This window comes from Patescibacteria group bacterium, from assembly GCA_004297215.1.
Lineage (GTDB): Bacteria > Patescibacteriota > Patescibacteriia > UBA9934 > GWF2-40-263 > 2-01-FULL-63-20.
In genome coordinates this window covers 20,071-38,743 of record SCUM01000002.1, presented here as the reverse complement: position 1 = coordinate 38,743, position 18,673 = coordinate 20,071, and the positions used below count along the sequence as shown (strand labels likewise).

The following is an 18,673-nucleotide window of genomic DNA, read 5'->3' as shown; positions in this document are numbered from 1 at the left end:
TCTGCATGCTCGAACACCGCCACCACACCCCGATGGACACCTTCTGGCACCGCAGGTTCGGGCCGGCCGTGGGCGCGATCGCCGTGTTCCTCATCGAGGTGGTGCAGATCGTCATCATCTCGGCCGCCATCATCATTCCCATCCGGTATTTCCTCATCCAGCCGTTTTACGTGAAGGGGGCCTCGATGGAGCCAAATTTCTACGATCACGAGTACCTGATCATCGACGAGCTGTCGTATCGCGTGCGGGAGCCGGAGCGCGGCGAGATCGTGGTGTTCCGCTATCCGAAGGATCCCAGCCAGTTCTTCATCAAGCGCGTGATCGCCTTGCCGGGGGAGACGGTGGAAGTGGCCGATAACGCGGTGACGGTGTTCAACGACGCCTATCCCAACGGGAAGGAGGTCGACGAGCCGTACCTGGTGGACACGGTCACCAACGGCAAGCTCAAGAAGACGCTCGGGCCCGGCGAGTATTTCGTGATGGGGGACAATCGCGACGAAAGCCTCGATTCCCGCACGTTCGGCCCGGTCGCGCGGGAGAACATCGTCGGCAGGGTGTGGGTGCGCGGATTGCCGCTCTCCCGCGCCGGCGCCTTCCCGGCGCCCGCGTATAACTTTTAGGAACCGTATGATCCCGAGAAAGAAACCCGCCCCGCTCCCGGAAACCGGCGCCGCCCTCCCCATTCCGGGCAAGAAGCAGAAAGCGCCGCCCGAGCTGTTGCGCGGCTTCCGCGACATCCTGCCGGAGGAGCAAGGCCGCTTCCAGGCCGTGCGCGACGCGGCCCGCGCCATGGCCGACGCCTACAGCTTCGATCGCATCGACCTTCCTGTGCTCGAGCGGACCGAGGTGTTCCTGCGCCCGCTCGGCAAGAGCACGGACGTGGTGGAGAAGGAGATGTACACCTTCGAGGACCCGTCCGGCGACTCCGTGAGCCTGCGCCCGGAGGCCACCGCCTCCGTGTGCCGCGCCTACATCAACCACGGCATGCTCAACCTGCCGCAGCCGGTGAAGCTGTGGTACGACGGGCCGATGTTCCGCCACGACCGGCCCCAGGCCGGCCGGTACCGCCAATTCCACAGCATCGGGTTCGAGGTGCTCGGGGTGAACGAGGCGATCATCGACGCGCAACTCATCATCATCGCCTCGCAGATGTTCAAGGACCTCGGGCTCGAGATCACCGTGCAGATCAACTCCATCGGCACGCCCGAATCCCGCGCGAGCTACCTCACGGAGCTCACGAGCTATTTCCGCCCCCATCGCTCGAAGCTTTCGGAGGACGACAAGAAGCGCCTGCAGAAGAACCCGCTGCGCCTGCTCGACAGCAAGGATCCGGCGCTCCTGGAACTGCTCCCCGGCGCCCCGCAGGTCGTGGACTGGCTCGACGAGGATTCCAAGAACCATTTCATGAAAGTGCTCGAGTTCCTGGATGAGATGCAGGTGCCCTACCAGCTCAATCCGCACCTCGTGCGCGGGTTCGACTATTACACGCACACCGTGTTCGAGATCTGGCTCGCGGGCGACGCGGGGGAGCGCGCGCAAAACGCCCTTGGAGGCGGCGGCCGGTACGACGGGCTCATGGACGTCCTGGGCGGACGTCCCACGCCGGCCTGCGGGTTCGGGGTCGGCATCGAACGCATCGTGAAGGCGATGGGGGAGAAGGGGATCAACCCGGAACTGCGGCCGCGCGCGAAGGTATTCTTCGCCCAGCTGGGCGACGCCGCGAGGCGCGTGGGCCTCAAGGTGTTCGAGGAGTTCCGCAAGGCGGAGATCCAGGTAGCCGAGGCGTTCGGCAAGAACGCGCTCAAGGCGCAGCTCGAGGCGGCGAACAAGCTCGGTTCCGCCTACACCCTCATCTTGGGGCAGAAGGAGGTGCTCGACGGCACCATCATCATCCGCGACATGGAGAGCGGCGCCCAGGAGATCGTGGACGTCAACAAGGTGGTCGCGCTCGTGAAGAAGAAGCTCGCGACGGCTCCGGATATGCCGATCGTCCCCGCGCCGCCGCCGGTCCCGCCCGCGGAGCCCTTGACATCGCCGGAGGCCTAAGGCACACTCGAGCCCATTATGGTCGACGTGAAACGCCGCAAGGGAGAGAGCTTCGAAGGGCTGTTCCGCCGCTTCACCCGCCGGGTGCAGCAGAGCGGCCGCCTGCTTGAGGCCCGCAAGCACCGGTTCCACGAGCCGGAGCAGAGCAAGAACTCGCTTCACCGCAGCGCCTTGCGCCGCAAGGACAAGCGCGAGGCCCGCGAGTACCTCGTGAAGACCGGCAAGCTGATCGAAGAGGAACGGAAGGGACCCCGCCGGCGCTAAACGCCGGCTTTTCCTTGATATCCCGTTATGCCCATCATCACCCAAGTGAACGACGACATGAAGGCGGCCATGAAGGCGCAGGAGGCAGCGAAGCTTTCCACCATCCGGATGCTCAAGACGGCGCTTAAGAACAAGGAGATCGACCTCATGCGCGCGCTCACCGACGATGAGGCGCTTGCCGTGATCCGAACGCAGATCAAGCAGCTCAGGGATTCTGCGGAGTCGTTCACGGCCGCCGGGCGCACCGACCTGGCCGATCCGGTCGCGGGGGAGATCGCCACGCTCGAGGCGTACCTGCCCTCCCAGCTCTCCGACGCCGCGCTCGACGCCAAGGTGCGCGAGGCGCTTTCCGGGGCGGGCCTCACGTCGAAGGCGGACACGGGGCGTGCGATGGGGGTCGCGATGAAGGCGGTCGCGGGGCTCGCCGACGGCGCGCGCGTGAAGAAGGCCGTGGAATCGGCGCTCGCATGAGCCCGTTCGTCACGGAGGCCCTGCAGGTGGGGCGCGGGTTTCTCCCCATGCTCGGCATCGTGTGCGTGAACATGATCCTCGTGGGCGCCTTCCAGATGATGATCTGCAGCGGGCGCGACGACGACGAGCACCACGCCCTGCACGGCATCGTCAAAGGGACGCTCGGGACGCTCGCCGTGGCCGGCGCATTCGCGGCGTTCACGGCCGCGCTCGGGAGCCGGTGAAAGAAAGACCTTTCCACAGGGGTCTTTTTTCGTTTTGGGTGTAGAATGGCATCCAAACCCGTCCCCATGCTTGTCACGCCATGGACAATGAAGCGTTCGCGCGCAGCGCTTGGCGTGCTTGCGGCCGTGTTGCTGTGCGCGGGCCTCACGGCGGGGCAGGCGCAGGCGCAGGAAGCGAACCTCGCGTTCGCCCAGGCGTCGGGGCTGTCCACGCAGCCGCTTTCGCTCATCGTCGCGCGCATCATCCGCGGAGTGATCGGGGTCACGGGCATCGTGCTCGTCGTGCTGCTCATCTACGCCGGATTCCGGTACATGACCGCGGCGGGCGACCCCAAGAAGGTGGAGGCGGCGAAGTCGACGATCATCCAGGCGGTGGTCGGGCTCGCCATCATCCTCCTCTCCTACGCCATCGCCTCCTTCGTCATCAACATGCTCGCCCGCGCCCTCGGGGCGGGCGGCATCGTGGCGCGCGACGCGAGCGCGTTCATCGAGCCGCTCTCCGGATCGCTTGGCGCAGGCATCGTGCAGGACCATTATCCGCCGCGCAACGCGCTCGACATCCCGCGCAACGTGCGCGTGTTCGTGACGTTCAAGGAACCGATCGCCGCGGATTCCGTCCCGGGCCGCGTCCTCATCTACCCCACGGCCGCCTGCGCTTCGGCCCGTCCGCTCACCTCGTGCGCCGACATCCTGCCCCAGGATCAGCTGGCCATCACCTTCGATGCGGAGGCTCGCACGTTCGTATTCGACCCGGTCCCGCTGCTCGGCAGCCCCACGGAAGACACCAACTATACCGTGATGCTGCAGCCTACGATCAAGCTCGCGAACGGCCGCGACGCGTTCACGGGGACCAACAACCAGGGATACGCGTGGACGTTCGAGGTGTCTACCGAGGTTGACCTCACCCCGCCAAAGGTCGTTTCCGTAAGCCCCGTGGGCGGCACGCGCTCGCCGAACACGGCGGTGCAGATCACCTTCAATGAGCCGATGGACCCGGTATCGAGCACGGGAACGCTCGGCGCGGGAGGGAGCTTCGGCCATCTCGAGGTGTTGAAGGGGGACGCGACGCCCGTGAACGGCGATTACCGCATCGGCAACGGCTACCGCACCGTGGAGTTCGTCCCCGACGTCGCCTGCGCGCGCGACCAATGCGGCGACACCGTCTTCTGCCTGCCGTTCAACGAGGACCTGCACCTGCTCGCGCACGCCGCCACGCTTTCCACCGAGCCGCCCCAGGCGCGGCTGTTCGGCGCGTCGTTCGACGGCCTCACCGACGCTTCGGGGAACAGCCTGGACGGCAATGACGACGACATCGCGCAGGGGAAGGGAGCGGACGATTTCGCGTCCGACCCGTTCCACACGGGTTCTGCCATCGACGCGCGCACGCCCGAGATCGGCACCATCTCCCCGAACGTGGAAGAAGGGGACGTCGAGGTGGACCGACCGGTCACGATCACGTTCACCATGGGCATGCTCGTCACGACCCTCAACGGGAGCAACGTCCAGCTGTTCCCGGATCCCTCCTATCCCATGTCGTTCGTGCCGCGCAGCGAGAACCTGGGCGCGGGCGGGATCCCGGCGATCGGGGACGACGAAGTCGAGGCCACGCGCGTGTCCATCTCGCACCCCACCTTCCTGCCGCCCGACGTGGATTGCGACGAGGATACCGCCGGAATCCAGGCGTGCAACTACTACCCGCTCGTCACCAAAGGGGTGAAAGGGGGGAACCAGTTCTGCCTGTACCCGTCGTTCGGGCCGGACAACGCGGACCCCGCCGGCCGCTGCGCCGTCACCCAAACCGAACCGTTCTGCTGCCACGGCCGCCCGTCATCCACCGCCTGCACCACCCTTCCGTCGCCGGGGAGGACGTTGCCGCCTGCGCCGTGATATGCGATTGAAACCGGCCGTCATCGGGATCCTCGCCGCCGCCGCGCTCATGGGCGCGCACGTTGCGTTCGCGCAGGGCGTGGACGCCTCGTTCGCGGAGCGGGCCGGGTTCAGCACGGAGGGCGACCTGGTGCTCATCATCGCCCGGCTCATCCGCACCGTGCTCGGTTTCCTCGGCGTCATCGTGGTCGTCCTCGTCCTGTACGGCGGGTTCCTGTACATGACCGCGGCCGGGGAACAGGCACGCGTGGACAAGGCGAAGAAGGTGCTTACGAACGCGGTCATCGGGCTGGTCATCGTCCTGTCGTCCTTCGCCATCGCGCAGTTCGTGGTGGGAAGCCTTTCTTCCGCCACGGGGACCACCGCCGGGTTCGGACCGGGAGGAGGCGGGTCGCCGGGCGGGTTCTTCGGGGACGGCGGGGCCCAGGGGAAATTCGTCCTTTCCTCGGCGAACGTCGAGTGCGCCGAGGCGCTTCGGAATTTCCGCCCGCAGCTGGTGTTCTCGCAGGCCGTCGACGCCGCCACGGCACAAGCCGGCATCATCGTCCGGGTCGTGGGCGGCTCCCCGGTGGACGGGAGCCTTGCCGTCTCCGGGAAGAAGGTCACGTTCATCCCCGACGCGGCGTGCGACGCGGCGCCGCAGGAGCGCTGTTTCCCGGGCGACGTGGACATCGAGATCGTCTTGAGCCAGGCGGTGCTGAAGAGCGCCGCTGGCCGCGCGCTTTCCTGCGACGAGCCGAATTTCCCGTGCACGATCCCGGTGATGCGCACCGGCACCGGCGTGGACACGCGGGGACCGACCGCCATCATCCAGCGCCCGGGCGTCTCCGGAACGCCGTTCTTCGTCCCGCAGATCGAACTGCTCCAGGCGCTCACCAGGGATGACACCGGCGTGTCTTCCGTGGAGTTTTCCGTGGACCAGCGTCCCGTGTTCATCGCCGGGATCCCGCAAAGCGTCGCGCAGGCCTTGGTGGGCGGGAATGCCGACAACGCGTTCAACACCGACGATACGGAATGGGCCACGTCCGGCTCCGCCACGAACAAGATGCATACGGTATCCGCGGAAGCGTCCGATTGCGCGGGACACACGGTGCAGACCCCCGGGGTGGGCGTGATGCTGCGCGCGGCCAACTGCCAGAACGGGGTCACGGATGCCGGGTTCGGCGAGACGGCCGTCGATTGCGGGGGAGACTCGTCTTCCGCGAATTTCTGCGGCGCCTGCCTTGGCGCGTCATGCGCGTCCGGGGCCGAGTGCGCGAGCGGGATGTGCACGTCCGGCGCCTGCGTGAGCGTGGCGCGCATCGACCGCGTGAGCCCGGGCGACGGCGCGGTCGGGAACCTCATCACCATCACCGGCGCCGGGTTTGGCGCGACGCCCGGCACCGTGGAGTTCCTGGCCGGCGAGACGGGAAGCGACCAGCGCCTCGTGACGGATTTCGCCTGCGCCGGGGCGTCGGGATGGTCCGACCGCCAGATCGTGGTGCGGGTGCCCGACGGCGCCGGAACGGGTCCGATCCTCATCCGCACCGCCGATCAGCTTTCCGACCGCACGGACGACGCGTTCGGGCCGTTCATCGCGGATTTCGAGGTAAACGACGTCGTGCGCCCCGGGCTGTGCTCGCTTACGCCCGAAAGCGGAGCGCGCGGCACGCAGGTGACGCTCTCCGGCATCAATCTCGGCACCAACCCGGACCAGACGAATTCGGTGTTCTTCGGCAATACGGAGGCCTCGCGCTACCGCTCCTGGGCGGACACCTCGGTCCGCATCGATTCCCCGGCGCTTGACGCGCGTACCTACGGGGTACAGGCGTTCGTGGGCGACAACGTCTGTGCGAACGACGCCGGGAAGCTGTGCCGCGTGGACGCGGATTGCGCGAGTAGCACCTGCACCATTCGTAGGCAGGGGAGCAACCCGGTGAATTTCGCGGCCACCTCCGGCACCGCCGGGGCACCGCCCGTCATCACGCTCATCGACACGGGATGGACCGCGTGCACGGCCGATGACAAGCGATGCGCCACCGACGCGGATTGCGGCGGCGCAGCCGGCAGCTGCGCCTCGGCCTCCAATTTCGGTCCGCCCGGGCAGTACGTCACCCTGTTCGGTTCGCGCTTGGGCACCAGCACGGGCACGGTGACGTTCCAAAGCGTCGCCTCCGGCACGTCCGCGGACGCCGACATCACCTTTCCGGCCGCCTGCGGCGACCAGTTCTGGCACGACGGATCGGTCACCGTGAAGGTGCCGCAAGCCGTGAAGGTCGGGACGGACGCGCAATTCGGCGCGTACAAGGTGTCCGTGCGCCGCGCGGAAGACGGCGTGGTTTCGGAGGCCGTGGATTTCAACCTTCTCGATCCGGCAAGCAACCCGCCAGGGCCGAGCCTGTGCGCCTTGGATCCGGAGTCCGGCCCGCCCACCACCCTCGTGTCGTTCATCGGGGAGAATTTCGGCGACGCCGCCTTGCCTGGGAACGTGTTCTTCACCCAATCCCCGTCCGCCGCCACCAACCCCGCTTCGTGGGCCGACGGACTCGTTTCCGCCGCGGTTCCCGCGGCGGGAAAGACCGGCCCCTCGCTCGTGCGGAGCGCCGCAGGATTCCGCTCGAACGCCGTCCCGTTTCAAGTGGCGGATTGTCGCGACGACGCGGCCGTGTGCAAGGAAGGGAATCAGTGCTGCGCCGATGGCGCGTGCCGCGCGCAGTGCGCGCCTGCCATCCAAAACGCCTTCTACGGCTATCGGTTCTCCACGGGCCCCATCCCGAAGGCGCCGCACCTCGTGTTCCAATGCAACCCCGACGACCCCTTGAAGATGCCGCCGTCGCCCAGCCCGTGGGCCGGCCGCAACCTGCCGGCGAACGTATGCCTGGATGCCATGGTGTCCGGCACGTTCGACATGGACATGAATGCCGCGAGCCTGCAGAACGCCGGCAACGTGGTCGTTGAGAAGTGTACCGGGCCCGCGGGCGACCCGTGCGGGAGCGTGGAGGGCACGCCGATGGCCGGAACCGTGCTCCCGCCCGGTCCGCGCACCTTCCTGTGGAGCCATCCGGCGCCGTTTGAGGCCGACACCTTCTACCGCGTCACCTTGCGCGGCGGGGTCGGCGCCGGCGTGATCACCTCGGCGGCACCGGCGAACGTGCCGCTCGCCACGAACGAGACGTGGCGTTTCCGCACCGCGCCCGCGGGCACCGTCTGCACGATCGGGGACATCAGCGTGGCGCCGCCCTCGTTCACGGCCACGGCGCAGGATCAGGAAGTGGCGTACCAGTCGCTCCCGCTTTCGCAGACGGACCGATGCATCATCCTTTCCTGCGACGGCGGCGCCGGCGCCCCGCGCGTGTTCGACTGGAGCTTGAGCTCGTCGCGTGCCGTGCTGGTCGCCCCCAAGGGTCAGGCCACGGTCACGAATTCCTGCCTCAATACGGTCACGGCCAAGGTGGAAACGAACGCCGGCGAACCCGTCGTCGTCTCGGCCGCCCTGCGCGCGCCAGGTACGCCCACGGGGAGCGGCGACCTCACCATCAACTTCACCGATCCGAAGGTGGTGGATTTCGCGCCCGACTGCGATCTCGCCTGCGTGAACGCGGCCATCACCGCCACGTTCAACACGCGCATGGACAAGGCATCCGTCGAAGCTCCCGGAGCCGTGAAGGTCGTGGAGTGCGCGAACGAACTGTGCGAGGACGCGAACCCGGTGCCGTTCACCGCGTTCTCCGTAGAGTACGTCGACAGCGCCGACGGTTCGGTGCCGCCCACCGTCACGTTGTTCCACAGCTTGGACGCGCAGGGGAAACCCATCCCGTTCAAGCAGAACCAGAACTATCGCGTCTCGTTCGACGGCGACTCGATCACCGGGATGAGGTCCGCGAGCGGCGTGCCGCTGCACCCGTCCGGCACCAACCGCGGGAAGACCTTCTCGTGGACGTTCAAGACCAAGGATTCGGCCGTCACTTGCTCGATCGACCGCGTGGAAGTGTCGCCCAAGCGCGCGACGGCACAGGTCATCGGGGAGCGGCGCGAGTTCCGCGCCAAGCCCTTCGGCGCGCCCGACGCCTGCTCGAAGAACGGCCAGCTCCTCGACCCGGCCGATTACGATTGGCTCAATTGGACTTCGCGCGACGTGGAGGACACGGTGCAGGCTCCGGCCACGGTGGTGGCCGCGAGCCTGGTCGCGAACGGGGCCATTTCGCTCGCTGCCGGTCCGCCGAAGGGATGCACCAGCTCCTGCCTTTCCGCCGGCACGCCGTTCACCACCGCTTCCGCCGTGTGCGGCGACGGGCGCGTCGGCGCGGGCGAGGATTGCGACGGCGGCTCCGGGTGCAGCGCTTCCTGCCTGCACGCGGGCACTGACCCCCTGACGCCTGCGACCCCGGCCGGGTTGTGCGGCAACGGCCAGATGGACGTCGGGGAAGACTGCGACGACGGCAATGTCGCCTCTGGCGACGGCTGCTCGAGCCGTTGCTTGAACGAAGGCGCCGCCGCGGTGCAGACCAACTGCGGCGAGGTCGGCGGCACGGTGGATTACGCTTCAAGCCGCGGCGGGGAAGAGTGCGAGGACGGCAACCGCGTGGGCGGCGACGGATGCTCGTCGAATTGCCTCAATGAGGGTTCGACCCCCCGCGCCGCCGTGGCCGTATGCGGCAACGGCCTCATCGAACGGCCTACGGAGACATGCGACGACGGCAACGCCGTGCCCGGCGACGGCTGCTCCGGCCGCTGCGTGCGCGAAGGCCGGCGTCCCGGGGCAGGCGCGTGCGGCAACGCCCTCGTGGAACGCGCGGGAGCGTCCGACGCGGGCGAGGATTGTGACGATGGGAACGTGACGGATGGCGACGGTTGCTCTTCGGAATGCCTGTTTGAAGGGTCTTCCGTCGGTTACGCGACCCCGTCCTTCTGCGCGGACGGCACGGTGGGCGCGGGCGAGGTGAGCGAGTGCGAAGCGGGCCTCGCCACCCGCGTGGGGCCGTACGCCGTGGCCGTCGCCGCGAACACGGCGCCGCGCGAGATCGATGCGCCCGAGGCGCACGAGGCCGTATCGCGCCTGCGCGCGACCGGCGGCAATCCGGCGAAGTCCGGCGAGGGCGATTTCGCGGTGCAGTGCGCCTGTGAGAACGACGCCGCGTGCGGCGACGTGAACGCCAACGGCTGCGGCGCGGGCTCCTGCTGCTTTGAGCGGCCGAGGGTGACATCGACCATCCCCGCGTCCGGCGCGCCGGACGTATGCCGCAACACCCTGGTCCAGGTCGAGTTCAGCCAGAAGATGGACCCCAAGAGCTTCGATCGTTCCACCGACGCGGCGAAGGACCCCCAGCTCTATCTCGAACTGGTCTCGCTTGACGGCACCCCGGTGACCGCCGCCACCTGCCCGCACGGGTCGCTCGCGAGCGCGGGCCATGGATTCTTCGGTCGCTTCTGGGGCGGGTTACAGGCGTTCTTCGGCCGTTCCGTCTCCGCGCAGGCGGCCGGGACGCGCTGTCTCGTCCCGATCAAGTACGACGTCACGGACGGGGCGCTCGGCGCCAGCCGCGTGTCGCTCGCGATCCAGGAGGCGCTCAAGGAACGGGGGACCTATCGCCTCGTGGCCGCGGGGGACGCCGGTCTTGCGGACGCGACGAGCGCGGGCGTGCTGAGCGCGGACGGCGTCGGCATGGCCGCCGGGACCTCCGTGACGTTCACCACGGGTTTCGACATCTGCGCGCTCGACGAAGTGCTGGCGGCTGACCTCGGTCAGGTGGACTCGCTCGCGGCAAATTCGGTGGTCCCCCCGAGCCGCAACCTGTTTACCAAGAAGGATGAGACGCACCGCTTGAACGCGGTGGCCGTGTCCAACCGCGGCGGAGCGTCCCAGCCGATCCAGCCGATCCCGGGATCCTATGCCTGGAGCTGGTCGTTTGGCTCCAACAAGCCCGATGCCGAGGAGGGCAACGTGATCACGGTGACCCCGGCCCCGACGCCGGCGCCCACCCAGGGCGAAGTCAACACGGACGCAAAGGCGGTCGGCATCGACGGCGTGGAGTCCGCCGCCATGACCGCCACCATCACCGTCGACAAGCTCCTCGATCCCCCCACCGACGGCACCGACGGCCGTCCGGCGCGTGCACAGACCGGCTTCGTGGAGCTCACCGTGCTCGTGTGCGAGAACCCCTGGCCGTCGCTTACGGACGGGTTCCCCTACGTGGAGGACGAGGACACGAATCCGGACCCGCAGATCGACACTTCCACCAACTACTCCTTCTATTACTGCCGCGACGCCGGACGCGCCGGGGCCGCCGACGACCTGGCGGAACTCGAGGTGAAGCCGATCGCCCGGTCGCCCATCGCCGGGGTGATCAAGGAGATCCTGTACCCGCTCTCGGGCGCCGCGGCCGGCGTGGGCGTGCGCGTGGTCGCGAACCCCGGGTACCTGCCGGCCGACCTGTTCTTCCAGGGGCTGGTCCCCGGAGGCAAGGCGGTCCCCGTCACGCTCGACGGCTACGAGGCCGTGCGCGACGGCAACACCATCTACGCGACGGCCGCGAACCAGGTGGGCGACATCTTCCCCAACGTCTACATCTTCTCGGTAAGCCAGGGCGCGCCGAGCGAAGCCGCGCAGGTGCTCGACCAGGTGGCCAAGCACTGGGCGTTTAACGCCAACGACGCGGCCGTGAGCGACGTGAACCTCTGCCGCGCGGCCTCGGGCAACTACGTGGTGAAGGAGGGCTCGTTCGTGTCCTGCGAGTGGGACGGGGATTGCGACACGGCCGCCGCTGACGCGCAATTCTGCGACGCGGAAAAGGCGAAGCTGCGCCGCGACACGAGGCGCCTCACCGACCTCGTGCGCGTGAAGGCGTCCCTCGACCGCTACGGCGCGACCCACGCGCACTGTTCGGCCACCCGCGCGCAAGGATGCGACACGCGCTTCCCGTCGTGCCCGAGCGGCGAGCTGTGCCTCGCGGGCGTGCCGACCCTCTCGCAAGGGAGCTTCATCCGCACCCTCACCACCTCGGCCTGGCCGTCGTGGACCGCGGTGCTCGGCAACGAGCTGGGCGGCGCGCTCCCGGTGGATCCGCTCAACGAGTTCTTTGAGTGCGAGGAAGGGGCCGATCCGGCCACCTGCTTCAACGCCTCGTCCGGAGAGTTCCTGTGCAAGGAAGGGAGCCACGTGTACGGCTTCCAGTCCTCAGCCGGGGAGACCTACACCTTCACCGCCCTTCTCGAACACGCCGAGGCGCCCTGGGCGTTCGACATCGACAAGGATCCCAACGACAACGCGTTCATCCGCGTCGAATATCCCCCAGCACCCTGATATGCCTCGACTGACCCACAACTTCGGGAAGCCGTTTATCGCCTCCTGCCTGCTCGTGGGCGGCCTGTTCGTGGGCGTCCGGGCCGCGCACGCGATACTTGTCCCTAGAATAACGGCCGTCACGGCCAGCGTCCCGATGACCTCGCCTAGCGTCGTCCTCGAGAATGGCAAATCAACCACTCAGACGAGCATTGCGTTCAGGTTCACAAAGGACTCCATATTCGGTACGTTCGAGTGTGCCGCGGAAGGGTCGGGGATCTTCATTCCGTGCCAAGGGAACGGGACGCTCTTGGTAAGCGGGAACCAGTCTTACACCTCGCTCGCCGAGCAGCTGCACCGGTTCGATGTCCGCGTCAGGCTAGACGCGAGCAACGTGGGTCCGGCCACGACGTTCTCGTGGCGGGTCGATCGGACGGGGCCGACCGTCACCAGCGTCACTTCCTCCGCGCCAGACCGTTCCTATGTTCTTGGCGAGATCATCCCTATCCAAATCATTTTTTCCGAAAACGTATCCGTGACGGGCATCCCTACACTCTCGCTGAATACCGGAACTTCTGGATTGGCATCGTACGTCTCTGGCACGGGATCTCCCACCCTCACCTTCAACTATACCGTGAGCAACGGAAACAACTCTTTAGACCTTGAATATTTCTCGGTCTCGTCCCTCACCTTGAATGGCGGCACGATAAAGGACGAGGTTGGCAATAATGCCACGCTCACCCTCCCAAGCCCTCAAGGGCTAAATTCATTGAGCGCGAACAAGAGTATCGTCATCGACACCGCTGCCCCCACCGTCACTTCCGTCGTTCCGGCAAACAATGCCGCGGGGGTCGCGACGAACGCCTCGTTCACCGTCACCTTCAGCGAGGCAATGAACCCGGCGACGCTTACGAATGCGACCGTCTATCTGGTACAGGGCGGATCGAGTGTTGCCGGCACCCTGGCCAAGACGCCCACGACCGCCACGTTCACGCCCTCGAGCGTCCTCGCTGCGGGCACGGCCTTTACGGTCAAGGTCATAGGCGGCAGCTCCGGGGCCAAGGATCTTGCTGGCAACCCACTCGCGAGCGATTTCAATTCGACTTTCACGACGGCCGCCATCGACGCCACCCCACCGACGATCTCCGGGGTGACAGCCGGTTCCATCACGAGTTCCGGAGCCGTCATCACTTGGAGCACGAACGAATCCTCCGACTCGCAGGTCGAATTCGGTCTCACGAACACCTATGGCTCCTCTTCCGCGCTCGACACGAACCTGGTCACGAGCCACAGCCGATCCTTGGCAGGCCTGAATCCGTCCACGACCTATCATTACCGGGTCAAGAGCAGGGATGCCGCAACAAATCTGGCAACCTCCAGCGACTTCGCCTTTACGACGGCGGCCGTTCAACCGCCGCCCGTCAGTTCCTCGCTCTCTACCGTGACCGCAAGCCCCATGGACGTCCCCGCGGACGGCGTGGCGTCGTCCACGATCACGGTGACGCTCAAGAACACGGCAGGCGCGCCGGTGTCCGGCAAGACGATCACCCTCTCGCAAGGCGGCGGTTCGTCCACGATCATCCCGGCCTCGAGCACGACGAACGCGAGCGGCGTCGCCGCGTTCACGGTGAGGAACGCCACCGCGCAATCCGTCACGTATGCCGCACGGGACGCCACCGACAGTGTCACGCTCACGCAGACGCCGACGGTCACGTTCACGCCTCCGCCACCCCAGGCCCCGCCCGACTCGACCCCTCCGGATACCAGCATCACGGTCGTCACCGACGGCAGCGGCCAGACCATCCAGCCGGCGACCACCATGTTCATCGGGACGACCGGAGTCGGGTTCCAGTTCACGGGCACGGACGACGTGGGCGTGTCGAGTTTCGAGTGTTCAAACGCGAGCGGGACGACGTTCGGCGCGTGCACGGCGTTCGGTTCGCATGCGTTCTCTCCATTGCAGGACGGCACGGTCACGTTCCGGGTGCGTGCGAAGGACGCGGCAGGGAACGTGGATCAGACGCCGGATACGCAGGTGGTGGTCATCGACACCGTTGACCCGCAGGCGGGGCCGGTGACGGTGAACGGCGGCGCGGCGCAGACCACGAGCGCGGTGGTGAACCTCGCGCTCGTCTGCACGGATGCGAACGCGTGCGTCTCGATGCAGATTTCCACCGACGGGAATTTTGATAACGAACCCTCCGTGGCATTCAGCGCCACGGCCACGGCCACGCTTGCCGGCGCGAACGGCTCCAAGACCGTTTCCGTGCGGTTCTTCGACATGGCGGGGAATCTGTCCGGCACCGTGGACGACGCCATCAACTTACAGCGGACCGCCCCGTCTTCGGCTCCGCCCGGCGGGCTCGCGCGCGGGTTTGCGGCGATGCCGCTGTTCTGCGTGGGGATCCCGATCGCCGCCGGGTCGCAGGTGTGCGGGGACGGCGTGAAGGGGCTTGATGAGGAATGCGAAATAGGGGAAGTACGCGCGGAGTCCTGTCCGGTTCCCTGGACGGATCCCGTCCAGGACGGGTTCCAGAACTTCGCCTGCGTGAACGACGCCGGCACCTGTCGGTTCGACGTGGTGGCCGGGTGCGTGCCGCCCACCTGCGGCAACGGGGTGCGGGAAGGGACCGAGACCTGCGACGACGGGGCGCTCAACGGCACCTTCGGCCACTGCGGCCCGGAGTGCAGCTCGGCGAACGCCTTCTTCTGCGGCAACGCCAAGCTGGAAGGGCCGGAGCAGTGCGACCGCGGTGCCTCGCTCAATGGCCAATATAACCCGAGCACCTCGGTGAGCTGCACCTTCGATTGCCGCAAGCCCGGACCTTCGTGCGGCGACGCCGTCGTGAACGGGCCGGAGCAGTGTGACGGCGCCGGCGCCGAGGCGTATGCGGGGAAGTTGTGCATCGCGGGCGACCGTGCGAGCCAGCCGTGCGAAACGGATGCCGAGTGTCCGGGAAGCGCGTGTGGCGGCACGTCCTCCACCAATGCGTGCGGGAGCGGCCGGGTGTGCGACCAGGGGAACCTCGGAGCGACCTGTTCGACCGACGATGACTGTGACCTGTTCGGAAGCTGCTATGAGGAGATCGACACGGAAGGGAACCGCGTGGAACGCTGTTCGCCGGGCGCCACGGGCCATTGCAGCACCGCCGCCGTCCCGCTTACGCGCACCCGCACGTGCCAGACGTGGGGCGGCTCGGCGTGCACGTTCAACGCGTTCACGGCGTGCAGCGCGGTGAACGTCCCCGCCTGCGGCAACGGGCGCCTCGACGTGGGTGAAGCGTGCGATGACGGCAACCGCGTGGACACCGACGCGTGCACGAACGTTTGCCAGAAGAACGTCTGCGGCGACGGCAAGGTGTTCCTCCAAACGGCCGGCGGCACGGAATCGTGCGATGAAGGAGTGAACAACAATGTCGAATGTTCGGCGCCCTACGGCGGGGTGTGCAACTACTGCACCGCCGCCTGCCAGTTCCGCACGCGAAGCGGCGGATTCTGCGGCGACAGTCTCAAGAACGGCCCGGAGTTCTGCGACGTGAACCTCCCGGTCAAGACCTGCATCGAGCTTGCGACCGGCACGCATGCCGGTTCGTGCGCCACCTATGCCGATTGCCCGAACACGTCGTCCGGCCAAGGATGCGGCCTTCAGGCGGATGGGACGGCCCGTTGTGCGGGGATTTACAGCTGTCTCAATCTCGGGACCTGCAACGGCGGGCCGGAGAACGGGAAGACCTGCGCGATCCCATCAATCACGGGGTACGCCTGCGCCGCGCCGGGCGCATGCGTCATGCCCACCTGCGGCCTCGATTGCCGCGCCTCATGCCCGTTCTCGTACCGCACGGATTCCGTGCAGGTGAAGCCGGAGATCGAGGGGGCGCTGCCAGGCAATAAGGTCACGCTGTTTAGCGTGACCGATCCGAGCCCCGACGCACAGCCGCGTCGCGCCGACCTGTTCGTGCCGGCGTGCAAGGTCATGGTCGGCCTCACGGCCAACGTGGATTCAGACGACATCGTGCCGCAGAGCGTGGACATCGTGTTCGTGACCGACGTGTCCGGAAGCATGGGCACCCAATCTGGTGGGGGAAAGACACGAATGGAAGCGGTGAAGGACGCGGAGAAGGCCGCGGTCCAGACCATCCTCGATACGGCCACGCAACACGGTCAAACGATCCGCATCGGGTTGGTGAGTTTCAAAGCGCCCGGGACATGCACGTCCGGGGCCCCGGCAGGGACCGTGTTCACCGTTCCCTCCACGGCCCGGAAGGCCTGCAAGGACGTCTTACTCACGAACGCCGCCTCGACGAACGTCAACACGCTCCAGGCAAAGATCGACACCTACACGGCCTCGGGGGGCACGCCGACCGACGCAGGTCTGCTCGCCGGACTCGAGGTCATGGATGCCTCGACGGCATCCAAGAAGATCATCATCCTGTTGAGCGATGGTGAACCTTTGGGAGACGGCGTGACGATGAAGATCACGATGGATACCGTAAAGAACACGAATGGGATACAAAAATATCCGGACGTGGACATCTATACGGCGGTCATCAGCAGTACGGATTCGCTCGTCAGCTTTATGCGCCATCTGTCTGACGACGTCTGTCCCGGATCGCATTATGATGAAACGGCTTCCATCTTTGACCCCAATAAACCATACTCCAACGAGACTGGCTGCGGCCTGGGGAGCGACGGCATCGATTATTCCTACGAAGCCACCACCGCGGAGGGGATTACGGACATGTTCACCCAGATCGTCGCCAACATCCTCGGGTTCGTCATCTCCTACACCGTGAACGCGGACGGGACCGCCGTGGAGTCCTCGGGCGGCGTGCAGGACGGGCGCAACATCCTCCTCCCGTTCCCGCAAGAATTCGGCTGCTCCGACCAGACGCAGGTGATTCCGCTGTCCGTGACGTATGATTCCGAGGGCAACAGCCTCAAGATGGAGGATTTCTCCATCACCTACTGCCCGCTTACCCCGTAGCGTATGAATGGCGACACGTACCAAACGCAACCTGCGCCGTCATACGCGCCAGCTCCGGCCCCGACATCCTACGTCGAGCCGCCGGCTCCGGCCCCTTCGCGCCGTCCGATCGTCATTGGCATCGCGGTCGGCGCCGTCGTGCTTGCGATCGCCGTCGTGGCGTTCGTCGCATTGCGTCGAGGCGCTGGGCCGACGTCCGCGCCCGTGTCGCCATCGCAGATCGAGGCGACCTCCGCGGAGTGCGACGCGGCCAAGAATCCCGACGGTTGCCGTAAAGTGAAGCTCACCGAGCTGGCGACCAATGCCGCCTCGTCGGACCCGTGCGATGCGCTCGCGGGGGAGGCGCGCGACAGCTGCCTGTGGTCGGTGGCCAAAGAGCAAGGGGATCCCGCCCTGTGTGACGGGATGGTAGATCCGGAACTGCGCGGGACCTGCGCCGACAACGTGGCGTTTCTCATGGCCGTTGCCGCGCACGACGTCGCCCGGTGCGAGGCAATCAAGGGGGAAGGGTATCGGAGCTCCTGCGTGCAGCAGATCGAACCCACCACTTCGGCCAATTGCGCCTCGCGCGGCGGGGATGCCGCAACCTGCGACGGGATGAAGCAGACGGAAACCGCCATCGCGGCCGGGGATCCGGCGTTGTGCGAACAGGCCGGACCCGACATGGACCGTTGCCTCGACATCGTTGCCGAAACCGACGGCGACCATGACGGTCTCACGGTCCTTTCCGAACGCGACTACGGCACGTCGCCCACCAAATCCGACACCGACGGCGACGGGTTCGACGACGGCGACGAAGTCGCGGCGGGGTACGACCCCAATGGTCCGGGGAAATTGTGATATCATTAGGCGATAAGGCCTGAGGCGGACAAGGCTTCAGGAAAATCCTTCACGCCTTCACGCCTGAGGCCTTCATGCCTCGACATCCTATGTTCGACGAACCCGAAGACATGTTTGCGGAAACGGGAGCGCCAACTCCGGCAGCAGTCTCCCGACAAGCCGCGCCAACTCCGGCAGCGCCCGTCGCGCCCGCATCCTACGAACCGACGTCGGGCGGCGGAGGCTTTCCCTGGAAGGCCGTGCTCGTCATCCTGGCCGTGATCCTCGTCATCGCCGCTGCCGCCGGATTGTCGTTCCTCCTTCTTTCGGCCCGCACGCCCGCCACGCCAGGCGTCCCGGACGTGTCGAACGCCGTGTCCGAGGATACCGGCACGCCCGTCGCTCCGGCCGCTCCCGCCGCCGTCACGGCGCCGCCGACCGCGCCCGCGGTGACCCCTCCCGCGTCGCCGGAGCCGGATCAGGACAAGGACGGACTTACCGACGCGCAAGAGGCGCAACTTGGCACGAGCCCGGTGGAGGCCGATTCGGACGCCGACGGCCTGTTCGACCGGGAAGAGATGGAGGCGTACAAGACCGATCCGCTCAATCCCGACACTGACGGCGACACGTTCAAGGATGGCGACGAGGTGAAGAACGGCTACAACCCGAACGGTCCCGGCAAGCTCCTGTCGGCCCCGCCCGCCGCTCCGTAAATCAATT

The 18,673-nt window shown here is 66.9% G+C and carries 10 protein-coding genes; all 10 read left to right on the top strand.

Translation table 11 applies throughout. From position 1 onward, the window contains the following. The first annotated feature begins 5 nt into the window (after nt 1–5). The 10 genes from lepB to EPO34_04270 all read left to right on the top strand — a co-directional run bounded on the left by lepB (nt 6) and on the right by EPO34_04270 (nt 18,666). Nucleotides 6–620: a signal peptidase I gene (gene lepB, locus EPO34_04315; protein ID TAK03263.1), complete on the top strand. Its 615-nt coding sequence runs from the start codon at nt 6–8 to the stop codon at nt 618–620. Between the two features lie 7 nt (nt 621–627). Then, nucleotides 628–2,046, top strand: coding sequence for a histidine--tRNA ligase (locus tag EPO34_04310; protein ID TAK03262.1), 1,419 nt, complete (start codon nt 628–630; stop codon nt 2,044–2,046). 18 nt (nt 2,047–2,064) lie between these two features. Then, nucleotides 2,065–2,310 carry a 30S ribosomal protein S21 gene (locus EPO34_04305; GenBank protein ID TAK03261.1) on the top strand — a complete coding sequence of 82 codons (246 nt, stop codon included), beginning with the start codon at nt 2,065–2,067 and terminating at the stop codon, nt 2,308–2,310. Nucleotides 2,311–2,337: 27 nt separating this feature from the next. After that, on the top strand, nt 2,338–2,781 hold the full coding sequence (locus tag EPO34_04300) for a GatB/YqeY domain-containing protein (GenBank protein ID TAK03260.1): 444 nt from the start codon (nt 2,338–2,340) through the stop codon (nt 2,779–2,781). After that, the gene (locus EPO34_04295) at nt 2,778–3,005 is read left to right on the top strand and encodes a hypothetical protein (GenBank protein ID TAK03259.1); all 228 of its coding nucleotides are present in this window, start codon (nt 2,778–2,780) and stop codon (nt 3,003–3,005) included. The genes EPO34_04300 and EPO34_04295 overlap by 4 nt, the downstream gene beginning before the upstream one ends. A gap of 66 nt (nt 3,006–3,071) precedes the next feature. Then, the gene (locus tag EPO34_04290; protein ID TAK03258.1) at nt 3,072–4,892 is read left to right on the top strand and encodes a hypothetical protein; all 1,821 of its coding nucleotides are present in this window, start codon (nt 3,072–3,074) and stop codon (nt 4,890–4,892) included. Between the two features lies 1 nt (nt 4,893). Next, nucleotides 4,894–12,171, top strand: coding sequence for a DUF4215 domain-containing protein (locus EPO34_04285; GenBank protein ID TAK03257.1), 7,278 nt, complete (start codon nt 4,894–4,896; stop codon nt 12,169–12,171). A 1-nt stretch (nt 12,172) separates the two neighbouring features. Continuing rightward, on the top strand, nt 12,173–17,134 hold the full coding sequence (locus EPO34_04280; protein TAK03256.1) for a VWA domain-containing protein: 4,962 nt from the start codon (nt 12,173–12,175) through the stop codon (nt 17,132–17,134). 3 nt (nt 17,135–17,137) lie between these two features. After that, nucleotides 17,138–17,974: a hypothetical protein gene (locus EPO34_04275; GenBank protein ID TAK03255.1), complete on the top strand. Its 837-nt coding sequence runs from the start codon at nt 17,138–17,140 to the stop codon at nt 17,972–17,974. Nucleotides 17,975–18,063: 89 nt separating this feature from the next. Further along, nucleotides 18,064–18,666 carry a hypothetical protein gene (locus EPO34_04270; GenBank protein ID TAK03254.1) on the top strand — a complete coding sequence of 201 codons (603 nt, stop codon included), beginning with the start codon at nt 18,064–18,066 and terminating at the stop codon, nt 18,664–18,666. The last annotated feature ends 7 nt before the right edge of the window (nt 18,667–18,673 follow it).